This is a genomic window from Pseudoduganella sp. GW821-FHT12E03, assembly GCF_058807115.1.
Map to the genome: position 1 here is coordinate 577,669 of NZ_JBXAQJ010000001.1, position 22,790 is coordinate 600,458.

A 22,790-nucleotide genomic window follows, 5' to 3' on the forward strand; every position below is an offset into this window, starting at 1 on the left:
ACGAGACTTTCCCCTGCGCGGCAGTCAACCAGCCTACTTCAACCGATCCCACAGGAAGCTATAAACCATCCCATAAAGACGGGCCTGCTGTTCCCCGTTCACCGCTCCGCCATGCCCGCCATCCATGTTTTCCCAATACAAGACCGGATGCCCCTGTTCCTTCATGCGGGCCACCATCTTGCGCGCATGGGCCGGGTGCACGCGGTCGTCCCGGGTCGAACTGGTGAAAAACACCGGCGGGTACGATCGGCTTTTGTCGAGCAGGTGGTAAGGCGAATAGCGTGAGATGTAATCCCATTCTTCCGGACGGTCCGGGTCGCCATACTCGTCCTTCCACGATGCGCCGGCCAGCATGTGGTGGTAGCGCTTCATGTCGGCCAGCGGCACCTGGCTGACGACCGCGTTGAACAGGTCGGGGCGCTGCAGCGCGGCGACGGAAACCAGCATGCCGCCCAGGCTGCCGCCCATGATGCCGAGGTGTTGCGGCGACGTGATTTTTCTGGCGATCAAATCCTCGGCAACCGAGATAAAATCGTCGTACGAGACTTGGCGCTTTTCCTTCAGGGCGGCTTCGTGCCAGCGTGGCCCGAACTCGCCGCCGCCACGGATGTTCGACAGCACGTAGACGCCGCCTTTATCCAGCCAGGCCCGGCCGACGGTGGCGTTGTACGACGGTTTCATGGAAATCTCGAAGCCGCCATACCCGTACAGCAGGGTCGGGTTGTTGCCGTCGAATGTGACGTCCTTGCGCATCACGGCGAAATACGGAATCCGCGTCCCGTCGCGGGCGACAGCAAAGTGCTGTTCCACCTTGAGGTTTGAGGCGTCGAAGAACGACGGCTGCGATTTCAACTGCCGCCGCTGGTCGCTGCCGACTTCCCCCAGGTGCAGCGAGGTCGGGGTGAGGAAGTCGTTCAGCACCACGAAGTAGCGGTCCGATTCCAGGTAGTCGAGCGGCGAGACCGACACGTTGGCGAATGCCGGTGTCGCCACCGTGCGGCGTTCCCATTTGCCTTTCTGCTGGCGCCACTCGTGCACCTGGCTGCGCACGTTGACCAGTTCGTTCAACAGGACGGCGCTTTTGGTCGTGGTGACCGATTGCAGCGAGCGGGTGGCGTCGGGCTGGTACAGGACCGTGAAATCGCGCTTGCCCGCCATGAAGCCGGAAAAGGCGATCGACAACAGCGAGCCTTGCAGGTATTGACGGTTGCCGACCTTCCAGTCCCCGCGCAGGCGGATCAGGAGCTGGTCCTGGAAGGTGAAGGCGGTCGCACTGTTCGGCTTGTCCAGCTTGACCAGCTTCCCGCCATGGCGGTAGTACAGCTCGTTGGTGAAGAACGAGGTCGACCTCAGGATAAACTCGCGGTTGACTCCCGGATACTGGTCAGCGTATCCGGCGGCGCTGATATCGGCCTGCTGCCCTTCGAACACCAGCTTCGCCGCCTGCAATGGCGTTCCCCGTTTCCATTCCTTGACGATGCGGGGGTATCCCGAGCTCGTGAGCGATCCGGGACCGAAATCAGTGGCCACCAGCAAACGATCGCGGCTGACCCAGTTCACGTCGCTCTTCGCTTCGGGAAGGGTAAAGCCTCCCGCGACAAAGCTCAGGCTGCCAGTGTCGAACTCGCGCACCACGTGCGCATCCCCGCCGCCCCGGGTGAGCGAGAACAGGCAGCGCTCGGCGTGCGGCTTGAGGCAGTCCATGCCGTGCCATACCCAGTTCTCTTTCTCTTCGCGCGCCAGGCGGTCGACGTCCAGCACCACTTCCCACTGCGGCGCGTCGCTCATGTAGCGTTCGAGCGTGGTGCGCCGCAGGACGCCGCGCGGGCGCCCGGCGTCTTTCCAGAAGTTGTAGACGTACTTCCCTTGCTTTTCGACGAAAGGAATCCGCTCGCGCGAGTCGACGACTTCGCGGATCGCGTCCGTGGTCTGCTGCATGCCCGGCAGCGTACCCAGTTGGCTGGTGGTGCGGTCGTTCCACTGCCGGACCCAGTCCAGCGCCCGCTCGGAGCTCACTTCCTCGAGCCACAGATAAGGATCGGCTTCCGGCGCGGGCGCCGGGGCCTCCGCATGCGCACTGGCGCAGAATAGCAGCGCGGCTGCCGTTGCAAGGCTTCGTGCCCTGATTGGTGTCATGTTGCGCACTCCCATCAGAACTTGTGCTCGACTGTCACCATCAAGGTGCGCGTGCGCAGCGGCATGGCGGTTGCCGGGATTGAAGGGTACAGTTTGGCCGGTTCCTTGCGGTCCAGGAGATTGAACACGTTCGCCGACACGGTGGTGCCGGGGCGGAAGGTGTAGCGGGTCCACAGGTCGACCGTCGTGTCCGAAGCAATGCGGCACTCGTCCTTGCTCACGCCCCGGTCTGCGCAGCCTTCGATACTGCTGGTGGTATCGAGCTTACCCCAGGCGAGTCGGGTGCCATCGGTAAAGTTCGCACGCAGGCCGGCCACGATCGGCCCCCGTTCCCACGACATCTTGGCGACCGCGCGCGCGCGCGGGGTGCCGCGATAGCCGACATAGTTCTCGGTGTAGGTGTTGTCGAAGCTGTTCCATTGCTGGTATTCGAACTGGTGGTTGTATTCCAGGCCCAGGTTGAGCGTCCCCGGATCGCCCAGGTTCCAGCGGCCCTTGACGTCGATATCGAGTCCGGAGACACGGGATTTGCCATAGTTCTCGTACTGCATCGCGATAGTACTGATCGGGCCGGTCGGGAAGGCGATGGTTTTGCCGGACAGTTCGAAGGCCCTGCGAGCGATGTCCAGGTCTTGCGCGGTCAGCGCGTCGCGCTGCACCAGTCCGGCCGACCTGTCTTCGTTGGCGAGGATCTGGTCGACATCCTTGACGGCGATCTCGTCACGGCGCTTGATGTTGTAATAGTCGATGGTCAGACTGAGCGCGCGGATCGGCTGGAGCACCAGGCCCGCCGTGAAGCTGTTGGTGTATTCGGGCTTCAGGCCGGGATTCGGCGTGATCGACGACGGGAAGCTGACCGTGCAGCCCAGCGCGTAGGCGGTGAGGGCCAGGTTCTTGTCCGCCGCGTTGCCGGTTTTTAAGATATCCCGGAGTTGCGTGGCGGCCGCGCAGCGCTTGGGGTCGGTGTAGTTGTTGTTGAACCAGGAGGCGCCGCCATTGCCGGTTTCCGGCAGGCTCGGGGCGCGGAAGCCCTGGGAGGCGGTGCCGCGCACCATCAGCTGGTCATTCACGGTATAGCGCAGCCCGAGCTTGGGTACGACGGCGCCGGCCTGGCCGATCACCTTGTCGCCACGCACCGCAAGGCTGGCTTCCAGTTGTTTGGTGAACGGGGCCGCGAGCTCGGCGAAGGCCGCCGCGACCGTGCGCGAGCCATCGATTTTCACGCCGCTGAAACCGACGATGCGCGCCGCCAGCACGTTGTCGCTGCTCATATGCTCGAAAGTTTCGTGCCGCAGGTCGACGCCGGTCGCGACCTGGAGCGGACCGCCGCCCAGCATGAACAGTTCGCGGTTCGCCTTGAAGTCCAGGAAGGTTTGACGGTATTCGCCGTGCGAACCCATTTCCGGGAACATCTTTTCCAGCAACTGGCGGTCATTGGTCTGGCCGAACTTGTAGGCGCCGCTGACGATGGCGTCATAGTAACCGTAACGGTCCCGGTACAAGTGCTGCTGCTGGCGGGCCTTGGAACCCATATGCCCGATCGCGCCATCCCACTCCCAGCCCAGGTTCGCGCCCTGGAGTCCGGCCAGCGCGCGGAACTGTTCCGACGAGCCGACATTCTTGAACATGTCGCGGTCGTCGGCGAAGCGGTAATTGAGGCCGATAGGGAAGTCATAGGGATTGTTCGGGTGGCCCACCGGCAATTGCGGATCGGTAAAGTACTGCATCTTGCCGCTGATCGAGTCATACCAGGACTGCGGAACGCCATTGACGTTGCTGCGCGGTGGCGCCGTGTTGTAGTTGTTGCGCGTTTTTGCCAGTTGCAGTTCGCCGTAGGCGGTCATCCCGCCGGCCAGCTTGAGCCGTCCCGAGCCCAGGAACGTGGCGCGTTCCGCCGGTGCGCGGGCCAGGCTGTCTTGCCAATAGTCATAGAAGCACAAGCCGCCTTTCAGGTTCTCCGGTGCGCAGCCAGGCGCCGCGACATTGATCGATTTCCCGGCCAGCGACGGATCGCGGTAGTTGGCGGGGTAGCGGCCGACATAGTTGCCGGGCACAGAGCCGGTGGAGGTCGCGTCACGGTCGGGGTTCATGCGGATAAGCCAGTCCGGCAGCAGCGGACGGATCTGGCGATCGGTGAATTTCCCGCGCGAATACAGTTCAAGATGCGCGAAGGCGTTATAGCCGTCCGCCTCGAAGTCACCGGCGCCGCCGATGATCGAAGCCTTGTGTTCGCGGTCGAGGAACGAGTGTTTCACCGATTGCTGGGCCGAGGCTTTGACGCCGATGCCGCGGAAATTCTTGCGCGTGATGATGTTGATCACACCAGCCACCGCGTCGGAACCATAGATCGCGGATGCGCCGTCCTTGAGGATCTCGACGCGCTCGATGACGTCGCTGGGGATGGAGTCGATGTTGACGAAGTTGGACTTCAGCCCGTCGGCGAAGCCATAGGAAGACAGGCGCCGGCCGTTGAGCAGGACCAGCGTCGCGCCCGTGCCGAGGTTGCGCAGGGAGACGCCGGTGGCGCCGCTGGCCCAGGAGTTTGTCCCGCCCAGGTCGCTGATCGCGCCGCGATCGTTGCTGGTCAGGTTATTCATGATTTGCGCGACAGTCTGCGCGCCGCTTTGCTCGATCTCCTGGCGCGACAGGACCTGGACCGGGGACGCCGTTTCCTGGTCCACGCGCTTGAGATTCGAGCCCGTTACGGTGACACGCTGGACGTTCTTGTCGTCCGCAGCCTGCGCCAGGGCGATACCGGGAAAGGCTGCAACCAGCGATGCGACCAGGACGGTGTACTGCAATTTACTGCTGTGTTTCACGACTGTCTCCTTGTTCTTCATGGGCGATTTGCTCGCTCTACATGTTGTCGCAAGGATAATTTTGGAAGGTGGTTACTGTCTTGAGGGTTTTTCGGTACTTTCACGATGAAATCGGCACACCGCTGCAAGGCGGGCGGGTGCGTGCCGCACCCGACAGGCCGACGTTGTGTAGACAACCGTCTAGGAAGCGCCCTGGCGCAGGACCGTTTGTGGCGCAAGCTCCCGCAGTGCGCCGCCCCGAACCTGATTCGATCCCGGCCCAAGGTTGCCGCCCGGCGTCAAGCGCGATATCGCCGATCGCCTGGCACCCGCAGCGAGGTCGCCGGGCCGGTTCAATCCGGTGGCGACCACGGTCACACGCATGGCGTCACCCAGCGCATCGTCGAAGACCGCGCCGAACTTGATGATGGCGTCGTCGCTGACCTGCGCGCAGATGACGTTCATCACCTGCTTGGTCTCGCGCAGTTTCAGCGTCTCCTCGGATGCGGTGATGTTGACCAGCAAGCCGCGCGCGGCGTGCAGGTTGGAGCCATCGAGCAGCGGGCAGGCGATGGCTTCCTCGGCCGCCTTGACGGCGCGGTCGCTCCCTTCGTGTTGGGCCGAGCCCATCATCGCGATGCCGGTCTGGCGCATGACGGTGCGGACGTCTTCGAAGTCGACGTTGATCATGCCAGGAACGGTGATGATTTCCGTGATACCGGAAACCGCCTTGCTCAATACCTCGTCGGCGGCGGCGAACGCCTGCTTTTGCGTGATGTCGTCGCCCAATACTTCCTCGAGGCGGCTATTGAGGACGATGACGAGCGAGTCGACACTTTTCGCCAGCAGCGCAATGCCTTCCTCGGCGACCCGCATGCGCCGCGGGCCTTCGAATTCGAAGGGCTTTGATACCACGCCGACCGTCAGGATGCCCATTTCGCGGGCCACTTCGGCGACCACGGGCGCCGCGCCGGTGCCGGTGCCGCCACCCATGCCGGCCGTGAGGAACACCATATTCGCGCCCTTGAGGGCGTCGGCAATGATGGTGCGTTCGCGCAGGGCGTTTTCTCGGCCGGCAATCGGGTCGCTGCCGGCGCCAAGGCCGCTTTCGCCAAGCTGGATCCGCTTTTCGGCGCGGGTATGCGACAGCGCCTGCGCGTCCGTGTTGGCGCAGATAAATTCGAAGGGGGACAGCCCGGAGGCCGCCATATGGTTGACAGCGTTGCCGCCGGCGCCGCCGATGCCGATGACTTTGATGACCGTCGCCGGTGGGGTATGTTTAAGGTCTGACAAGAAGGACTCCTTTCGATGGAATTGCGCCCGGCCAGCCGTGCCGTCCAGCGGCCGTCAGCAGTACTGGCCAATGCCGAGTCCGTTAGCCTACTTGCTGAGGCGCGCACGATACAGCGCATAAAAGTTTCATTCGAAAGCATTTGTAATATTGCGTGCAATTGCGGCCAGCCATGGCTGTTTTTCGCCAGGGCGGCATTTTTTTTTCGTAAAGGCGTGGAAATATCTTCCGCTTTTGGCTGAAAAAATGTATGGTATTAAATAAATTACGTACAACACTGATTTGAGCAAAGGACCATCCATGCCAACCACTCCGGCGCCCGGGGCGCCACGCCTGTTGTTGATGTCGCCTGAAGACAACTGCCTGATCGCCCGCACCACCCTGGACGCCGGCGAGGCGCTGGCGATCGACGGCGTGACGGTCGTCCTGGCTGAAACCATTCCGCTTGGCTACAAGGTGGCCCGCAGTGCGCTGCGCCAGGGCGACAAGGTGCTGCGCTATGGCGCGGTGATCGGCACCGCCACGGCGGCGGTCGCGCGCGGCGCGATGCTGCACACGCACAACCTGGCCAGTGACTATATTCCCACCTATACGCTGGGCCCGGACGCCCATGCCTTCATCGGACGCACCCACTGATCATGAACACCACCATGCCCGCACTGACGGGATACCTGCGCGCCGATGGCCGCAAAGGTATCCGTAATATCGTCGCCGTTGCCTATACCGTCGAATGCGCCCACCACGTGGCGCGCCTGGTCGTCAATGCCTTCCCCGGCAAGGAAGTGCACCTGATCGGCTTCCCGGGCTGCTACCCGAACGATTATGCCGACAAGATGATGAAGCGCCTGGTCACGCACCCCAACGTGGGCGCGGCGCTGATCGTCTCGCTCGGCTGCGAAAGCTTCAACCGCCGCGGCCTCGAAGAGGAAGCTGCCGCCAGCGGCAGGCCGGTGCATACCATCACCATTCAGAACAACCGTGGTACCCGCGCCAGCGTGGCCGATGGCGTGGAGTGGGTGCGCTGGGCGCTGGAATCGCTGGCGCCGCAGCCGCGCGTGCCGATGGCGCCCGGGGAACTGGTGGTGGCCACCATTTGCGGCGGCTCGGACAGCACCAGCGGCATTACCGCCAACCCGGCGGTCGGCGTGGCGTTCGACCGGCTGGTCGCGGCCGGCGCCGCCTGCATCTTCGAAGAGACGGGGGAGCTGGTCGGCTGCGAATTCCACATGAAGCGGCGCGCCGCCACGCCGGAGCTGGGCGAGGCCATTGTCGCCTGCGTGGACAAGGCCGCCCGCTACTACACGGTGCTGGGCCATGGCAGCTTCGCTCCGGGCAACGCCGATGGCGGCCTGACGACCCAGGAGGAAAAGTCGCTGGGCGCCTACGCGAAAAGCGGCGCGTCCCCGATCAGCGGCATCCTGAAGCCGGGCGACCAGCCCGAAGGCGGCGGCTTGTACCTGCTGGACGTGGTGCCCGATGGCGAAGTGCGGTTCGGCTTCCCGAATATTTCGGACAATGCGGAAATCGTGGAATTGATTGCCTGCGGCGCCCATGTCACGCTGTTTACCACCGGGCGCGGTTCGGTGGTCGGTTCGGCGATTTCCCCGGTCATCAAGGTCTGTGCGAACCCGGCGACCTACGAGCGCCTGTCCGAAGACATGGACGTCAATGCCGGCCGCATCCTGACCGGCGAGGCGTCGCTGCAAGACGTGGGCGGCGAGATCGTGGACCTGGTGGCGCGCGTGGCCAACGGCGAGCAAAGCTGCTCGGAAGCGCTGGGCCACCAGGAATTCATCCTGACCTACAAGCAGTTCGAGCCGAGCGGCCCGGGGTGCTTCCCCCTGAAGGCGGCCTGAGATGCGGGCCAGCGATTTGCGCACGCTGCCACGCGGCGGCATCGCGCTCAGCGGCCTGGGCCTGGGATGCGCCCAGCTGGGCGGGTTGTACCAGCCGATGAGCGATGCCGAGGCACTGGCCATCGTCGATGCCGCATGGGAGCTGGGCATCCGCTATTTCGATACCGCGCCTTACTACGGCCACACGCTGTCCGAGCGCCGCCTGGGGGCGGCGCTGAGCGGGCGTGCACGCGGCAGCTATGTCCTCAGCACCAAGGTGGGACGGGTGATGCTGCCGGACGCGCAGGTGCGGCCGGGTGAAAACGGCTGGGCCGAGCCGCTGCCGTTCCGCCCGCACTTCAATTACACCTACGACGGCGTCAAGCGCTCGCACGAGGACAGCCTGCGGCGCCTGGCGCTGGACCGTATCGATATCCTGTACGTGCACGATATCGGGCGCGTGACGCACGGGGCGCGCCAGGCGCATTACTGGGAACAGTTGACGCAAGGCGGCGGCTTCCGCGCGCTGGCGCAACTGCGCGCGGAGGGCAGCGTGGGCGCCATCGGCCTTGGCGTCAACGAATGGGAAATCATTGCCGAAGCGATCGACGTCGCCGACATCGATTGCGCGCTGCTGGCCGGGCGCTACACGCTGCTGGAGCAGGCGGCACGGGTGGCATTGCTGGACCGCTGCGCCAGGCGGGGCATCGGCATCGTGATTGGCGGGCCGTTCAATTCCGGGATCCTGGCCGGCAACCGGAAATTCAACTACGACGACGCGCCGGCCGACATCGTGGCCCGCGTCGAAGCGATCGAGGCGGTTTGCCGCGATCACGCGGCGCCGATCCAGGCCGCCGCCCTGCAGTTCCCGATGGCCCATCCGGCGGTGGTGTCCTGCGTCGCCGGCGCGCACAGCGCCGCGCAGTTGCGCCAGAACGCGGCCTGGTTCGGGCAGCCGCTGCCCGCCGGGCTGTGGCAAGAGTTGTCGCGGCGCGGCTTGATCGACAGCGGAGCGCCGCTCCCCGTGCCGCAACCCGCGGCGTGATTTTTTTACCTGATTTAAACGAAGGAATGTTATGAAACTGCTGCGCTTTGGCCCCAAGGGCAATGAGAAACCCGGGCTGTGCGATGCCAATGGCGTGCTGCGCGACCTGTCGGCCGTGCTGCCCGACCTGACCTCGGCCCACCTCGGCCGGGCCGCGCTGGACAAGCTGGCGTCGATCGATCCCGCCACGCTGCCGGCGGTTGACGGTCCGGTGCGCATCGCCCCGGTGGTGGCCGACATCGGCAAGATGATTTGCGTTGGCCTCAACTATTCCGACCACGCGGCGGAATCGGGCATGGACGTGCCGTCCGAACCGGTGCTGTTCACCAAGGCCACCAGCGCCATTATCGGCTGCAACGATGCGGTGGTGCTGCCGCGCGGCTCAGTCAAGAGCGACTGGGAAGTGGAGCTGGGCGTGGTGATCGGTACGCGCGCCCGTTACGTGGAAGAAGCGCAGGCGCTGGACCACGTGGCCGGCTATTGCGTGGTCAACGACCTGTCCGAGCGCGAGTACCAGCTCGAACGCGGCGGCACGTGGGACAAGGGCAAGGGTTGCGACACCTTCGGCCCGGTCGGCCCGTGGCTGGTCACCGCCGACGAAGTGCCCGATCCGCAAGACCTCGACATGTGGCTGGAAGTGAACGGCAAGCGCTACCAGAATGGCAACACGCGCACCATGGTGTTTTCGGTGGCGCAACTGGTGAGCTATATCAGCCGCTTCATGACGCTCAACCCGGGCGACGTGATCAGCACCGGCACGCCGCCCGGCGTGGGCCTGGGCCAGAAGCCGGACCCGGTGTACCTGCGCCCGGGCGACCGCATCACGCTGGGCATCGCAGGCCTGGGGCAACAAAACCAGACCGTCCATGCCTGGAACCCCGAGCTGATCGACGGCTGACCGGCGGCGGCGCATCGCCCCGGTAACCGCAACACCACAAGGCGCCGCCAAGCGCGCCTGATCTGGAGACACCAGGACCATGACTGAACCAAGCAGCCGGCAGACCTATGCGTTTGCCTTTGCGATGATCACCTCGCTGTTTTTCATGTGGGGCTTCGTCCATAACCTCGATCCCATCCTGATTCCCCACCTGCGCCGCGCGTTCAGCCTGAGCGTGCTGCAGTCCGCGCTGGTGGACTCGGCGGTCTTTATCGCTTATTTCCTGATGGCGCTGCCGGCCGGGCTGCTGATCCGCAGGGCCGGCTACAAGCGCACGATGATTATTGGCCTGATGCTGTTTGCCTTTGGCGCGCTGCTGTTCATACCGGCCGCCGACACGCAGCGCTACGCGTTCTTCCTGGGGGCGTTGTTCATCATCGCCTGCGGCCTGACCGTGCTGGAAACCGCCGCCAACCCCTATATTTCGCTGCTGGGCAGGCCGGACCGCGCCGTTCAGCGCCTGAACCTGGCGCAATCGTTCAACGGCCTGGCGGCGACCCTGGCGCCCATCGCCGGCGCCCGCCTGATCCTGGTGGAAGGCGCCGGCGAAGCGCAATTGCAATCGATGTCCGCCCCCCTGCGCCAGGCCGCCCTGGCGGCGGAAGCGGCCAGCGTCAAGGGACCGTACATGGCGATCGCGCTGGTCATCGTGGTCATTGCCGTGATCTTTTATTTCCTCAAGCTGCCGGAGCCCGGCGCTGGCGGTAGCGCCGATATCGCCGCGCCGGCCTCCGCCATCCCGGTCGGCGCCGCCGTGGCGCGGGCCTGGCGCCAGCCAGCCATCCGGCGCGCCGCGATCGCGCAGTTCTTTTATGTCGGGGCCCAGGTGTGCGTGTTCAGTTTCTTCATCCTGTACGCCTCCCAGGCGGCGGGGCTGTCGCAGGTCGCCGCGGCCGATTACCTGGGGTGGGGCTGCGGCCTGGCGTTCGTCACCGGCCGCTTTGCCGGCACCTTCCTGATGAAGTACGTCGCCTCGGCACGCCTGCTGTTGATCTACGCGCTGATCTGCACCGTGCTGTCCGGCGCCGCCATGTTCGCCGGCGGCCTGGCGAGCCTGGCGGCGGTGATCGGCATCGCTTTCTTCATGTCCATCATGTTTCCCACGATTTTCGCGCTCGGCATCGGCGGCGCCGGTCCGGATACGGAAATGGGCAGCAGCCTGATCGTGATGAGCATCGTGGGCGGCGCCGTCATTCCCCTGCTGTTCGGCTATATCAGCGACGCCACCAACAACCTTCAATACGGCTACGCCGCGCCGCTGCTGTGTTTCCTGATGATCGCCTGGTTCGCCCGGGCGGCGGCGCGGGAACCAGGGCCGCAGGCCGCCGTGCTATCCAACGGAGCATTGCAGCATGTTTGAACTGAACCACAAGAAAGCCGTCATCACCGGCGCCGGCAGCGGCATCGGCAAGTCGATCGCCAGCCTGTTCGCGCGCAAGGGCGCGCTGGTCCATATCGTGGACATCAGCGAAGCCGCCTGCGCGGACGCGGTGCGCGAGATCGTCCAGGCGGGCGGGCAAGCCGTCGCGCACGCCTGCGACGTGACGCGGCAGGAGGCGGTGCACGCGGTGTTCGGCGCCATCGGGCCGATCGATATCCTGGTCAACAACGCCGGCATTGCGCACATCGGCAAGGCCGACAACACGGCCGAGCAGGACTTCGACCGGGTCATGAACGTCAACGTCAAAGGGGTCTATAACTGCCTGCACGCGGCCATTCCGCGCCTGCGCGACAACGGCGGCGGCGTCATCGTCAACATGGCGTCGGTGGCGGCCTGGGTGGCGGTCGCCGAACGGTTTGCCTATTCGACCGCGAAAGGCGCGGTGATGGCCATGACCTTGTCGGTGGCCAAGGATTACCTGGCGGACCGTATCCGCTGCAATTCGATCTCGCCCGGGCGCGTCCACACACCGTTCGTTGACGGTTTCATCGCCAAACAATACCCCGGCAAGGAAGCCGAAATGTTCGAGCGCCTGGCCAAAACCCAGCCGATCGGCCGGATGGCGCAGCCGGACGAAGTGGCGGCGCTGGCGCTGTACCTGTGCAGCGACGAAGCCTCCTTCATCACCGGCAGCGATTATCCGATCGATGGCGGTTTTATCACGCTGAACTCTTGATGGCGACGGCGGAAGACATCGGAGCCGCGCCGCGCGGCGGTTGAATGAATCAAATTTGAATAAACCAGGCGAGGAAGAACGATGGAACGTATGGGCATGGTGATCGGCATAGAACCCGGCAAGATCGGCGAGTACAAGGCGCTGCATGCGGCGGTCTGGCCGCAGGTGCTGGCCACGCTGGCGGCGGCGAACGTGCGCAATTACACGATTTTCCTGCGCGAGCCGGAAAACCTGCTGTTTGGCTACTGGGAATACCACGGCAGCGATTTTGCGGCGGACATGCGCCAGGTGGCGGATGATCCGGAGACCCGGCGCTGGTGGACGTTTTGCGCCCCGTGCCAGGCGCCGCTGGCCAGCCGGGCCGAAGGCGAGCACTGGGCCATGATGCAGCCTGTGTTCCATATGGACTGACGACCGCCGGGATCCGCCGCGCCGTGCGATCCTGTGAAAATGCAGGCGAGTTTCGGTAGAATAGTGGCCCGTACATCACATCCGATTGCCAGTCCGGCGACAGATCGACTCCATGGCCAGACCTCCCACAGTTTTCAAGCGTAGCGCCAACCTGTTGCTGCAGCATATCAAGGATCACGTCGGCATCGATGAACCGCTGCCGACCGAGCACCAGATGGCCGAACTGGGCGAGGGCAGCCGGTCGGCGGTGCGCAGCGCGCTCACGTACTTCCATGCGCGCGGCCTGATCAGCGATTTGAAGGAGCGCCGGCTGCTGCGCAAGCCGCAGGCGGCCGATTACTTCGACATGGCCGAACTGCAGACCGGCGCCGACCGTATCCGGGATGTGCTGATGGAGCGCATTTACCAGCGCGATTTGCCGCCGGGTGCGGAATTCTCGGAGACGGAACTGGCGCGCGCCGCCGACGCCAGCACAGTCAGCGTGCGCGAATTCCTGATCGGTTTTGCGCGCTCCGGGCTGATCGAAAAGAAGCCGCGCGGCGGGTGGCGCCTGTGCGCGTTCGACCGCACGTTTGCGATGGAATTGGCCGATGTGCGGCAAATGTTCGAGTTTGCCGCCGTCGAACGCTTTTCCACGCTGGGGCTGGACGATCCCGCTTTCGCGCAATTGAACCAGCTGATCGCGCGGCACGAACAACTGGGGTCGGTCATGCCGGCCCGCCACAAGGACTTCCCCGCGCTCGACCGCGATTTCCACACCTTCCTGATCGGGCTGTTGCACAACCGCTTTGCGCAGGATTTCTACGACATCGTCTCGCTGGTGTTCCACTACCACTACCAGTGGGACAAGGGCGAAGAGATGGCTCGCAACCAGTACGCGGTGCACGAGCACCTGGACATCTTGCGGGCGCTGGCGCGGCGCGACGTGGCCGGTGCGCTCGACGCCATGCGCATCCATTTGAATTCGTCGCGCAGCACGCTGCTGCAAAGCATACGTGCCCGGGAACTGACGGCGCAGTCCAACTGACGGGAGCGGCGCCAGGCATTCCCGGCCGGCCTGGCACGGCTCAACTTGGTAAATTTCGAAACGCCGGTTGTGGTAATTCATAATCCCGCGCCGCGCGCGTGGGGGTAGCATTCCGACCATGCCAAACAGACGCGACTTCCTCAAAAGCGGCTTCGCCTGCTGCGCCATGGCGGCCGCACCCGCCGCCCATGCCGAACAATTCAATGTGCTGCTGTTTTCCAAGACGGCCGGCTGGCACCACGAATCGATCCACGCCGGCGTCACGGCGGTGCGGGAACTGGGCAGGCTGCATGACTTCAAGGTGTTCTGGACGGAGGATGCCGGCCGCGTCTTCACCGACCAGGAACTGGCGAAATACCAGGCCGTAATTTTCCTGCTGACCACCGGCGACGTGCTGGACGATCGCCAGCAAGCGGCGTTCGAGCGCTATATCCAGGCCGGCGGCGGTTTTGTCGGCGTGCACAGCGCGGCCGATACCGAACACGGGTGGCCGTGGTACACCAGGCTGGTGGGCCGGATGTTCGAACGGCACCCGGCCGTGCAGACGGCGGTCTTGAAGGTCGAAGACCGCAATTTCCCCGGCATGGAACGGTTTGCCGCGCGCTCGCTGGCGACCGAGGAATGGTATCAGTTCGGGCCGCCGCGCTCGGACGGGCTGAAGTACCTGCTGACAGTCGATGAAAGCACCTACAAGCCGGAAACCACGTGGGGCGGCGGCTCGAGCAAGGGCATGGGCGGCTTCCACCCGGTCAGCTGGTACCAGCATTACGATCACGGCCGCTCCTTCTACACCGCGCTCGGCCACTTGCCGGCCACCTATGGCGATCCGGTCTTCCTGCATCACCTGTATGGCGGGATTTACTGGGCGGCCACCGGCCGCACTTTCACGGCGGAGTAGGCGGCGCGGCCTGGCGCGTGAATCGCTCACCAAGTTGACTGTCGATCCGCTTGCCGGCCCGCCATATGCTGGCTAAGCTGCCCGCTTATCCCGTGCCGCGATGCCTGGCCACCAGCGCACGCGCCATGCCTGAACCGGTGCTGGCCATCCTGTTACGCGACCTATGAAAAAGCTGCTCATTGCCCTGTCTTCACTGTTATTGCTGTGCGGCGGCGCCGCCATCGCGGCCGCGCCGGCGATCGTGGATTTACAGACCGAATACACGAAGACGCCGATTGGTATCGACGTCGAACGCCCCCGCTTCAGCTGGAAAATGCTGGCCCGCGATGGCGCCAGGGGCCAGCGCCAGACCGCCTATGCGCTGGTGGTGAAGGACCAGCGTGGCGAGGTCGCATGGCAATCCGGTAAAGTCAGCGGCGCCCAGTCGCTCAACATCGAGTATGGCGGCAAGCCGCTGGCCGCCGCGCAGCGGTATGACTGGTCGGTGGAGGTGTGGGATGAACACGGCCGGGCGCAACGCGCCGCGTCATGGTTCGAAACCGGGCTGCCGGTGTCCGATGCCGGACTGGCCGGATGGAGCGGCGCGAAATGGATCGGTGGCGGCGACCGCGACATGCCGCTGTATTCCCACTACTTGCCGGTGTTCAGGCTGCATTACGCGATGCGGCTGGACCAGGCGTCCGGCAGCACCCGCGCCGGCTTCGTGTATGGCGCCAATGATCCGCGCCTGATGGACAAGTTCAAGAATCTGCACCAGTTGCAGAACGCGAAAGACGCGTCCTGGCTGATGCTGGAAATCGATATCGCGCCGCTGCGCTCGAACTCCAGCGCGGTGCTCAATATCTACCGCGCCGGTTACCACCCGCAGGACCGTGGCGATGTGCCGTTCAAGTCGTTCGCCATACCGCTCGCCGTCATCAACCAAGCCAACCAGTACCAGGCGCACCAGGTCAGCGTCAGCTCCAACCTGGGCGCCACGCGCATTGAGATCAATGGCAGCGGCAAGGAAAACCTGATAGCCGACGTCGATCTCCATCCGCTCGTCCGCGATGCCGATTCGTCTCCGGTGGTGGGCGAGATCGGCTTTTACGCCGGGCCCGGCCAGGTGGCGGCGTTTTCCCAGGTGGAAGTGCGGAATTACCGCAGCCCGTCCAACCCCATCTTTTCCGAGCAGCTCGACGGCAAATCCTATGCCGGCATCTTCGCCGGAGCGGAGCGGGGTGTCACGGTCGAACACGACGCGTACCGCATCGCGGGGGGCGGGCAGGGCCGGATGGTGCTGGCCGATCCCAGCCGGAACGCCATGCCAATGCTGCGCACCACTTTTTCCACCGGGCCCGGCCGCATCGCCCGGGCCCGCCTGTATGTGACGGCGCGCGGCATTTATGACGCTTACCTGAATGGCACCAGGGTCGGCGACGACTATTTCGGCCCGGGCCTGACCCAATACAACCGCACCCACCTGTACCAGACCTACGACGTCACGCGCCTGGTCAAGCCGGGCAGCAATGCGCTGGGCGCGATGCTGGGCGAGGGCTGGTGGAGTGGCGGCGCCACCTACCAGGGCCAGTACTGGAATTTCTTCGGCGACCGCCAATCGCTGCTGGCCAAACTGGTGATCACCTATGCCGACGGCAGGCAGGATGTGGTGGTCAGCGATCCGGCGCGCTGGCACTACTTCAATGACGGACCGCTGCGCTACGGCAGCCTGTTCCAGGGCGAAGTATATGACGCGACCAGGGAACGGCGGGTCGCCGGCTGGAGCACGGCGGCGTACGACGCGTCCGCATGGAAACCTGCGGTGGAAGCAGGCTTGTCCGGCCACGTCAACACCGATGCCTACAATGCGGAGGTCTCGATGCCGGTGGTCGACGATTACAGCCAGTGGCGCCTGCGCGCCCACTTCGGCCAGCCGGTGCGCCAGATTCGCCGCCTGCAGGCGCAATCGGTGCGGCAGGTGCGGCCGGGCGTGTTTCTGTATGACATGGGCCAGAACATGGTTGGCGTGCCGGAAATCCGGCTGTCGGGCATGACGCCCGGCACGAAGGTGGTATTACGCTTTGCGGAAGTGACGTATCCCGACATGGCGCAGTATGCCGGCAAACAGGGCATGGTCATGCTTGAAAACATCCGTGGCGCCATGGCGCAGGAAGTGTATGTCGCGCGTGGTGGCGACGAAGTGCTGGCGCCCCGGTTTACGTCGCACGGTTACCGCTATATCGAGATTACCGGCATTGACCGGGCCCTGCCGCTCATGGCGGTTGGGGGCCATGTGCTCAGCGCCGTGCACCAGCTGGCGTCGCACTACGAGACCTCCAATGTCCGGGTCAACCAACTGTGGAAAAACATCACCTGGTCGACGTACGGCAATTTCCTGTCGGTGCCGACCGATTGCCCGCAGCGCAACGAGCGCCTGGGCTGGAGCGGGGATATTTCCGTGTTTTCCCGCACAGCGACTTACCTGGCCGACCTGCCGCAATTCCTGCGCCGGCACATGCTGGCCATGCGCGACACCCAGCGCGATGATGGCCGGTTCACCGACGTGGCGCCGATGGGCGGCGGTTTCGGTGGCGTGCTGTGGGGCAGCGCCGGCATCACCGTGGCGTGGGAAAGCTACCAGCAGTATGGCGACCGGGCACTGGTGGCCGAACACTATGACGCGATGAAGCGCTACATCGACTACATCGTGGCGAAGAACTTCGACCGGCAAAGCGGCATCCTGGTCCAGGAAGACCCCACCGCCTGGAGCAACCTGGGCGACTGGCTGGGACCGGAGCAGGAAAAGAATGACAATTCGCTGCTGTGGGAAGCGCAGTTCATCAGCGACCTGCAAATCATGCGCAAGTTCGCCGCCCTGTTGAACAAGGGCGCGGATGCCGACGCCTTCGGCCGCCTGATCGACCAGCGCCGGCGGTTTTTCCGCAGCCACTATATCGATCCGCAATCCGGCAAGACGGTGCGCTCGGCCTTCAACCAGTTCCCGGCCACGCCGCGCAACGCGGGCGATCCGGTCGATACGCAGACCTCGTACGTGCTGCCGTTGGCATTCGGCCTGCTGGACGGGAAAGACAGGGATGTCGCGGCGCAACATCTCGCCACCACCGTGCAGCGCGCGAACCGCGGCGACAACGGCGCGGACTTGCCGCCGCATGCGCTGATGACCGGCTTCATCGGCACCGCCTGGATCAACCACGCGCTGTCCGACAGCGGCCGCCCGGACTTGGCATACCGCCTGCTGCAACAGACACGCTATCCGTCCTGGCTGTATCCGGTGGAGCAGGGCGCCACCACCATCTGGGAGCGGCTCGATTCGTACACCCATACCAATGGTTTTGGCGGCAATAACACCATGAATTCGTTCAACCACTATGCGTTCGGCGCCGTCGGCGCGTGGATGATGGACCATTCGCTCGGCATAGCGCGCGACGAGGCCAATCCGGGGTTTCAACATTTCATGCTGAAGCCGGAAACCGACCCCACTGGTGGCTTGCGCTACGCGAAGGGCCGCTATGACTCGATGTATGGCCGGATCGAAAGCAGCTGGACGCAAAAGGGCGGCAAGACGGAATATGCGTTCACGGTGCCACCCAATACCACCGCCACGGTATGGATTCCGGCCAGCCGCGCCGGCGCCGTGCTGATCGACGGCAAAGCGGGGGCGTCGCCTGGCGCCCGGTTCGTCAAGTTCGAAGGCGGAAAGGCCGTGTTCGAAGTCGTGTCCGGCAAGTACCGCTTCACCGCGCAATAACCGTCCGGCAGCGCAAGCTGGCGCGCATGCCGACCTGCATTCCGGTATGCCCGCCAGGGGATCCTTGCGTGACCGCGCATCCTGTTGAATTTCATGTCGGTCTTGAGCGTTTTGACTATTGCCGCGCCATGGGCACGCCTCCCACAATACATCTGTTCGGATCGCGCTGCCGTTCCGTGCCTCACTGGTCGGCAACGCAATGCCATGACCAATCATGACCAATCCGTAACGACAAGGAATGCCAACCCATGAAACACTTGCAGCACACTTGCCTGGCGGCGCTCACGGCGCTCTGCCTGCCATTGACCGCGGCGTCGCAGACGCCGGCCGCAAAGCAGGCGCCGCGCCCGATTGTCCTCGACGCGGCGCAGGCGACCAAGCCGCTCGACCGCTTCTACGACCTGTCGATCGGTTCCGATTATCCCGGCACGCTGATCCGCGACGACAGCATGGCGCAATTGAAGACGCTGGTCGACGAGACCGGCTTCCGCTACATCCGGTTCCACGCGATCTTCCACGACGTGCTGAACACCGTGCGCAAGGAAAACGGCAAGATCGTCTACGACTGGAGCAAGATCGACGAACTGTACGACAAGCTGCTGGCGCGCCGCATCAAGCCGTTCGTCGAACTGGGCTTCACGCCCAAGGCCATGGCGACGTCGAACAACCAGATCTTTTATTGGGCCGGCAATACGTCGCACCCGGAGCCGCAGGCCTGGAAAGACCTGGTGGCGGCCTTCATCGTTCACATCGAACAGCGCTATGGCAAGGAAGAAGTGCGCACCTGGTTCTTCGAAGTGTGGAATGAACCGAACCTGGACGGCTTCTGGGAAAAGGCCGACCAGAAGGCCTATTTTGAACTGTATGACCTGACCGCCAAGACCATCAAGTCGATCGATCCGGCGCTGCCGGTCGGCGGCCCGTCCACGGCGGGTGCGGCCTGGGTGCCGGAATTCCTCGACTACATGGCCAAGAGCGGCGCCCCGGTTGATTTCGTGACCACCCACACCTATGGCGTCGATGGCGGCTTCCTCGACGAGAAGGGCGAGGGCGATACCAAGCTGTCGCCATCGCCGGACGCCATCATCGGCGACGTGCGCCGCGTGCGCGAACAGATTTCCGCCTCCAAATTCCCCAAGCTGCCGCTGTATTTCACGGAATGGAGCACCAGCTACACGCCGCGCGACCTGGTGCACGATTCCTATGTCAGCGCACCGTACATCCTCAGCAAGCTCAAAGGCACGCAGGGCATGGTGCAGGGCATGAGCTACTGGACCTACACCGACTTGTTTGAAGAGCCGGGTCCGCCGACCAAACCGTTCGAAGGCGGTTTTGGCCTGATGAACCCGCAGGGCATCCGCAAGAGCGCGTATTTCACCTACAAGTACCTCCACGCGCTGAGCGGCAAGGAAATCCCCGTCAAGGACCCGCAAGCGTGGGCGGCCACCGATGGCGCCGCGCTGCGCGCCGTGGTGTGGGACTTCCAGCAGCCGGAGCAAAAGGTCAGCAACCGGCCGTTCTACAGCCGCGTCGTGCCGGCCACCAGCTCGGCCCCGGCGGCGGTCCAGTTCCGCCATGCGAGGCCGGGCCAGTACCGCCTGCAGGTGCGCCGCACCGGCTTCAAGGCCAACGATGCCTACACGGCCTACGTGGAAATGGGCGCGCCCAAGACGCTGACGCCGGAGCAGCTCGCGCAATTGAACACGCTGACCCAGGATAAGCCGGAGTCCGACCGCGTAGTCACCGTCGGCAAGGCCGGCAGCTTCGATGTCACGGTGCCGATGCGCAGCAATGACGTGGTGCTGGTGACGCTGGAGCCCGTCAACAAGCCTTGACGGGGCTGGCGTCGGCGGCGCGGCGCGCACGCGCCGTCCGCCAGCCCGCCACAGTCAGCAGATCATGGATTTCGTCGGCGCATCGGCGCCGCCACCGGTGGTAAGCGGCTAAGCCGCAACACCCGGCGTTACGAAACTCACCAACCTGCTGAATGATTTGGCCCAAGCGGTATAGTGCGGCCGCCTGGTGAGAATTGTTTCGGATATGTTTTGAACATTCCCGCTGCAACACGGGAATCGAAGCCTGTTGCCCGTGTATGGACAACAGGCTTTGCCTTATCCACATCAATAACAATTCACCAGGAGGCAGTTCAATGAAATTGATCAAAAACGTGCTCCACCGGGCGGGACCTTGGGTCGCCGCCGCATGCGGGGTGTTCGCCATGGCGGCGACCCAGCCGGCAGCGGCCTACACATGGGACACCATCGCCATGGGCGGCGGCGGCTTTGTCTCGGCGGTCATTCCCAGCAAGACGGAGTCGGGCGTGGTCTATGCGCGCACCGACGTTGGCGGCGCTTTCCGCTGGGATAACGGCAATGGCCGCTGGGTGCCGCTGCTGGACTGGGTGGCGGACGACCAGACCGGCTACCTGGGCGTGGAATCGCTGGCGATCGATCCCAAGGCCGCGCGCAACATTTATCTGCTGGCCGGGATCGATTACTTTAATGGCGGCAAGACCGCCATTTTGCGTTCGACCGACTATGGCGCAACGTTTACCACCATCGACGTGACCAGCCAGTTCAAGGCGCACGGCAATGGCATGGGCCGCCAAAATGGTGAGCGGCTGGTGGTCGATCCGGGTTCCAGCAATGTGCTGTACGTCGGCACGCGCCGCAACGGCTTGTTCAAGAGCACCAATTCCGGTTCGAGCTGGTCGCAGGTGACATCGCTGAACGTGACCACCACGCCCAACGACAACGGCATCAGCGTGGTCATGGCCGATCCGGGCAGCGTGTCGGGCGGCGTGGCGCAGCGCCTGTTCGTGGGCGTGTCGCGCTACGGTTCGGTGGGCGCGAATTTCTATCGCAGCGACAACGCCGGCGGTTCATTCACGGCAGTGTCGGGCGCCCCGTCAGGCCTGATGCCGCAGCGCGCCGCGTTTGACGGCGCCGGCAACCTGTACGTCACCTATGCCAATGGCGCCGGTCCGCACGGCAACCAGTCGGGTACGGAACCGGTGAACAGCGGCCAGATCTGGAAATACACGATCTCGAACGGGGCCTGGACCAATGTCACGCCGTCCGGCGTGACGGCCGGGTTCAGCGGCATCAGTGTCGACCCGAACAATGCGCAGCGCCTGGTGGCGTCGACGGTCAACTACTGGGGCGCGCAGGGCAGCACCAATGGCGACCACGTGTACATTTCCACCAACGGCGGCGCCAGCTGGACCGACGTGGTGGCGCGCGGCTTTGCCATGGATACCGGCGGCATCAACTGGATAGCGGGCGCCAAGATCCACTGGGCCGGCACGGCGTCGTTCGACCCGTTCAACACCAAGTCGGTGTGGCTGACGTCGGGCAACGGCGTCTTCAAGACCAGCGACATCGACGCCACCACCACCACCTGGACCTTTGTCACCAAGGGCCTGGAAGAGACGGTGCCGTTGAACATCGTCAGCATCCCGGGCGGTCCGGTGCTGTCGGCGCTGGGCGACGTGGACGGCTTCCTGCACTACAACACCACCACCTACACCAATCCGATGTATGCGCCGACCATGGGCACCACCACCGGCCTGGCCGTGGCGGACGCCAATACCAGCCTGGCGGTGCGTACCGGCAGCAAGCTGTACACGTCGGCCAATGGCGGCGTCAACTGGACACAAGCGACGATGAACGGCAGCAAGGGCCAAGTCGCGCTGTCGGCCAGCGGCGCCGCGCTGTTGCATAGCCCGGAAAATTCCACCACCACCTACCGTTCCACCAACATGGGGGCGAACTGGTCGACGGTGGGCGGGCTGGGCGTGAACAATGCGCGGCCGGTGGCCGATCCGTCGAACGCCAACAAGTTCTACGTCTACAACCCGGCGGACGGCGGCTTCATGATCAGTACCGACGGCGGCGCGTCGTTCTGGAAGTTCAGCACCATCGCCACCGGTGGTTCCGACGTGATCCGCGCCGCGCCGGGCCGCGAAGGCGATATCTGGGTGCCGCTGTACGGCGGCGGCCTGGCCCGCACCACCAGTTCGGGCTGGCAATTCACCAATTTGTCCAATGTCAGCTACTGCGCCGCCGTCGGCTTCGGCAAGGCGGCCAGCGGCGCGACGTACCCCACCGTCTTTATCTGGGGGACCGTCGGCGGCGTGCGCGGCCTGTTCCGCTCCACCGATGCCGGCGCCAACTGGACCCGCATCAATGACAACGCGCACCAGTATGGCGGCGTTGGCAATGGCCGCTTCGTGGTCGGCGACATGAATACCTTTGGCGTGGTGTACATGAGCACGGCAGGACGCGGCATCGTGGTTGGCCGTCCATAAGCTTTTTTCTCGCGCAATAAACAGCCGGCTTGCGCCGCGGTGCCATCAGGACCGCGGCGTTCAAGCCGGCTTTTCTTTTGGCGCTGTCTGCGGCAAGGCGCGCTTCACGAAATGTAGGCGGGGAAAAAAGGGGGCTTTGACACCCCCGAAAGGACCCTCGGTGCTGGTAAAACGTTGAGGGTCCGGGGAAGCGGCGGCCCCGCTGTCGCGGGGCCGGCTAAGATGACGACTGGCGTGG

Annotated in this window: 15 protein-coding genes and 1 pseudogene; 12 read left to right on the forward strand and 4 right to left on the reverse strand. The window is 64.3% G+C overall.

Annotation, left to right across the window (positions count from 1 at the left end; all coding sequences use genetic code 11):
• Window positions 1-33: 33 nt before the first annotated feature.
• The 3 genes and pseudogenes from AC1RRC_RS02260 to ftsZ all read right to left on the reverse strand — a co-directional run.
• The gene (locus tag AC1RRC_RS02260) at window positions 34-2,136 is read right to left on the reverse strand and encodes a prolyl oligopeptidase family serine peptidase (RefSeq protein WP_493053618.1); all 2,103 of its coding nucleotides are present in this window, start codon (window positions 2,134-2,136) and stop codon (window positions 34-36) included.
• 14 nt (window positions 2,137-2,150) lie between these two features.
• Complete coding sequence (locus AC1RRC_RS02265; RefSeq protein WP_493053619.1) at window positions 2,151-4,955, reverse strand: TonB-dependent receptor domain-containing protein; 2,805 nt, start codon at window positions 4,953-4,955, stop codon at window positions 2,151-2,153.
• Window positions 4,956-5,198: 243 nt separating this feature from the next.
• Window positions 5,199-6,227 (reverse strand): annotated as a pseudogene (ftsZ, locus tag AC1RRC_RS02270) (cell division protein FtsZ); the annotation flags it as partial.
• A gap of 298 nt (window positions 6,228-6,525) precedes the next feature.
• On the opposite strand from ftsZ, the gene AC1RRC_RS02275 reads away from it, so the two are divergent.
• From AC1RRC_RS02275 to AC1RRC_RS02325, 11 genes are all read left to right on the forward strand, one after another.
• A complete protein-coding gene (locus AC1RRC_RS02275; protein WP_493053620.1) occupies window positions 6,526-6,861 on the forward strand; it encodes a UxaA family hydrolase in 336 nt (111 codons plus the stop codon).
• Between the two features lie 2 nt (window positions 6,862-6,863).
• Window positions 6,864-8,081, forward strand: coding sequence for a UxaA family hydrolase (locus tag AC1RRC_RS02280; protein WP_493053621.1), 1,218 nt, complete (start codon window positions 6,864-6,866; stop codon window positions 8,079-8,081).
• 1 nt (window position 8,082) lies between these two features.
• Window positions 8,083-9,105 (forward strand): aldo/keto reductase, encoded by a 1,023-nt coding sequence (locus AC1RRC_RS02285; RefSeq protein ID WP_493053622.1) that lies wholly within the window; start codon window positions 8,083-8,085, stop codon window positions 9,103-9,105.
• Window positions 9,106-9,136: 31 nt separating this feature from the next.
• A complete protein-coding gene (locus AC1RRC_RS02290) occupies window positions 9,137-10,003 on the forward strand; it encodes a fumarylacetoacetate hydrolase family protein (RefSeq protein ID WP_493053623.1) in 867 nt (288 codons plus the stop codon).
• 79 nt (window positions 10,004-10,082) lie between these two features.
• Window positions 10,083-11,402: an L-fucose:H+ symporter permease gene (gene fucP / locus AC1RRC_RS02295; protein ID WP_493053624.1), complete on the forward strand. Its 1,320-nt coding sequence runs from the start codon at window positions 10,083-10,085 to the stop codon at window positions 11,400-11,402.
• Window positions 11,395-12,159 (forward strand): SDR family NAD(P)-dependent oxidoreductase, encoded by a 765-nt coding sequence (locus tag AC1RRC_RS02300; RefSeq protein ID WP_493053625.1) that lies wholly within the window; start codon window positions 11,395-11,397, stop codon window positions 12,157-12,159. Before fucP ends, AC1RRC_RS02300 begins: the two co-directional genes overlap by 8 nt.
• A gap of 81 nt (window positions 12,160-12,240) precedes the next feature.
• Window positions 12,241-12,570: an L-rhamnose mutarotase gene (locus tag AC1RRC_RS02305; protein ID WP_493053626.1), complete on the forward strand. Its 330-nt coding sequence runs from the start codon at window positions 12,241-12,243 to the stop codon at window positions 12,568-12,570.
• 112 nt (window positions 12,571-12,682) lie between these two features.
• On the forward strand, window positions 12,683-13,597 hold the full coding sequence (locus tag AC1RRC_RS02310; RefSeq protein ID WP_493053627.1) for a GntR family transcriptional regulator: 915 nt from the start codon (window positions 12,683-12,685) through the stop codon (window positions 13,595-13,597).
• A gap of 118 nt (window positions 13,598-13,715) precedes the next feature.
• Window positions 13,716-14,495, forward strand: coding sequence for a ThuA domain-containing protein (locus AC1RRC_RS02315; RefSeq protein WP_493053628.1), 780 nt, complete (start codon window positions 13,716-13,718; stop codon window positions 14,493-14,495).
• A gap of 163 nt (window positions 14,496-14,658) precedes the next feature.
• A complete protein-coding gene (locus AC1RRC_RS02320; RefSeq protein ID WP_493053629.1) occupies window positions 14,659-18,243 on the forward strand; it encodes a family 78 glycoside hydrolase catalytic domain in 3,585 nt (1,194 codons plus the stop codon).
• Between the two features lie 248 nt (window positions 18,244-18,491).
• Entirely contained in the window at window positions 18,492-20,078 is a 1,587-nt protein-coding gene (locus AC1RRC_RS02325; protein WP_493053630.1) for a GH39 family glycosyl hydrolase, read from the forward strand.
• Here the strand turns inward: AC1RRC_RS02325 and AC1RRC_RS02330 are convergent.
• Window positions 20,065-20,406 (reverse strand): hypothetical protein, encoded by a 342-nt coding sequence (locus tag AC1RRC_RS02330; protein ID WP_493053631.1) that lies wholly within the window; start codon window positions 20,404-20,406, stop codon window positions 20,065-20,067. The genes AC1RRC_RS02325 and AC1RRC_RS02330 overlap by 14 nt on opposite strands.
• Here AC1RRC_RS02330 and AC1RRC_RS02335 point away from each other — a divergent pair.
• On the forward strand, window positions 20,393-22,552 hold the full coding sequence (locus AC1RRC_RS02335; RefSeq protein WP_493053632.1) for an exo-alpha-sialidase: 2,160 nt from the start codon (window positions 20,393-20,395) through the stop codon (window positions 22,550-22,552). The two genes, AC1RRC_RS02330 and AC1RRC_RS02335, sit on opposite strands and share 14 nt — an antisense overlap.
• The last annotated feature ends 238 nt before the right edge of the window (window positions 22,553-22,790 follow it).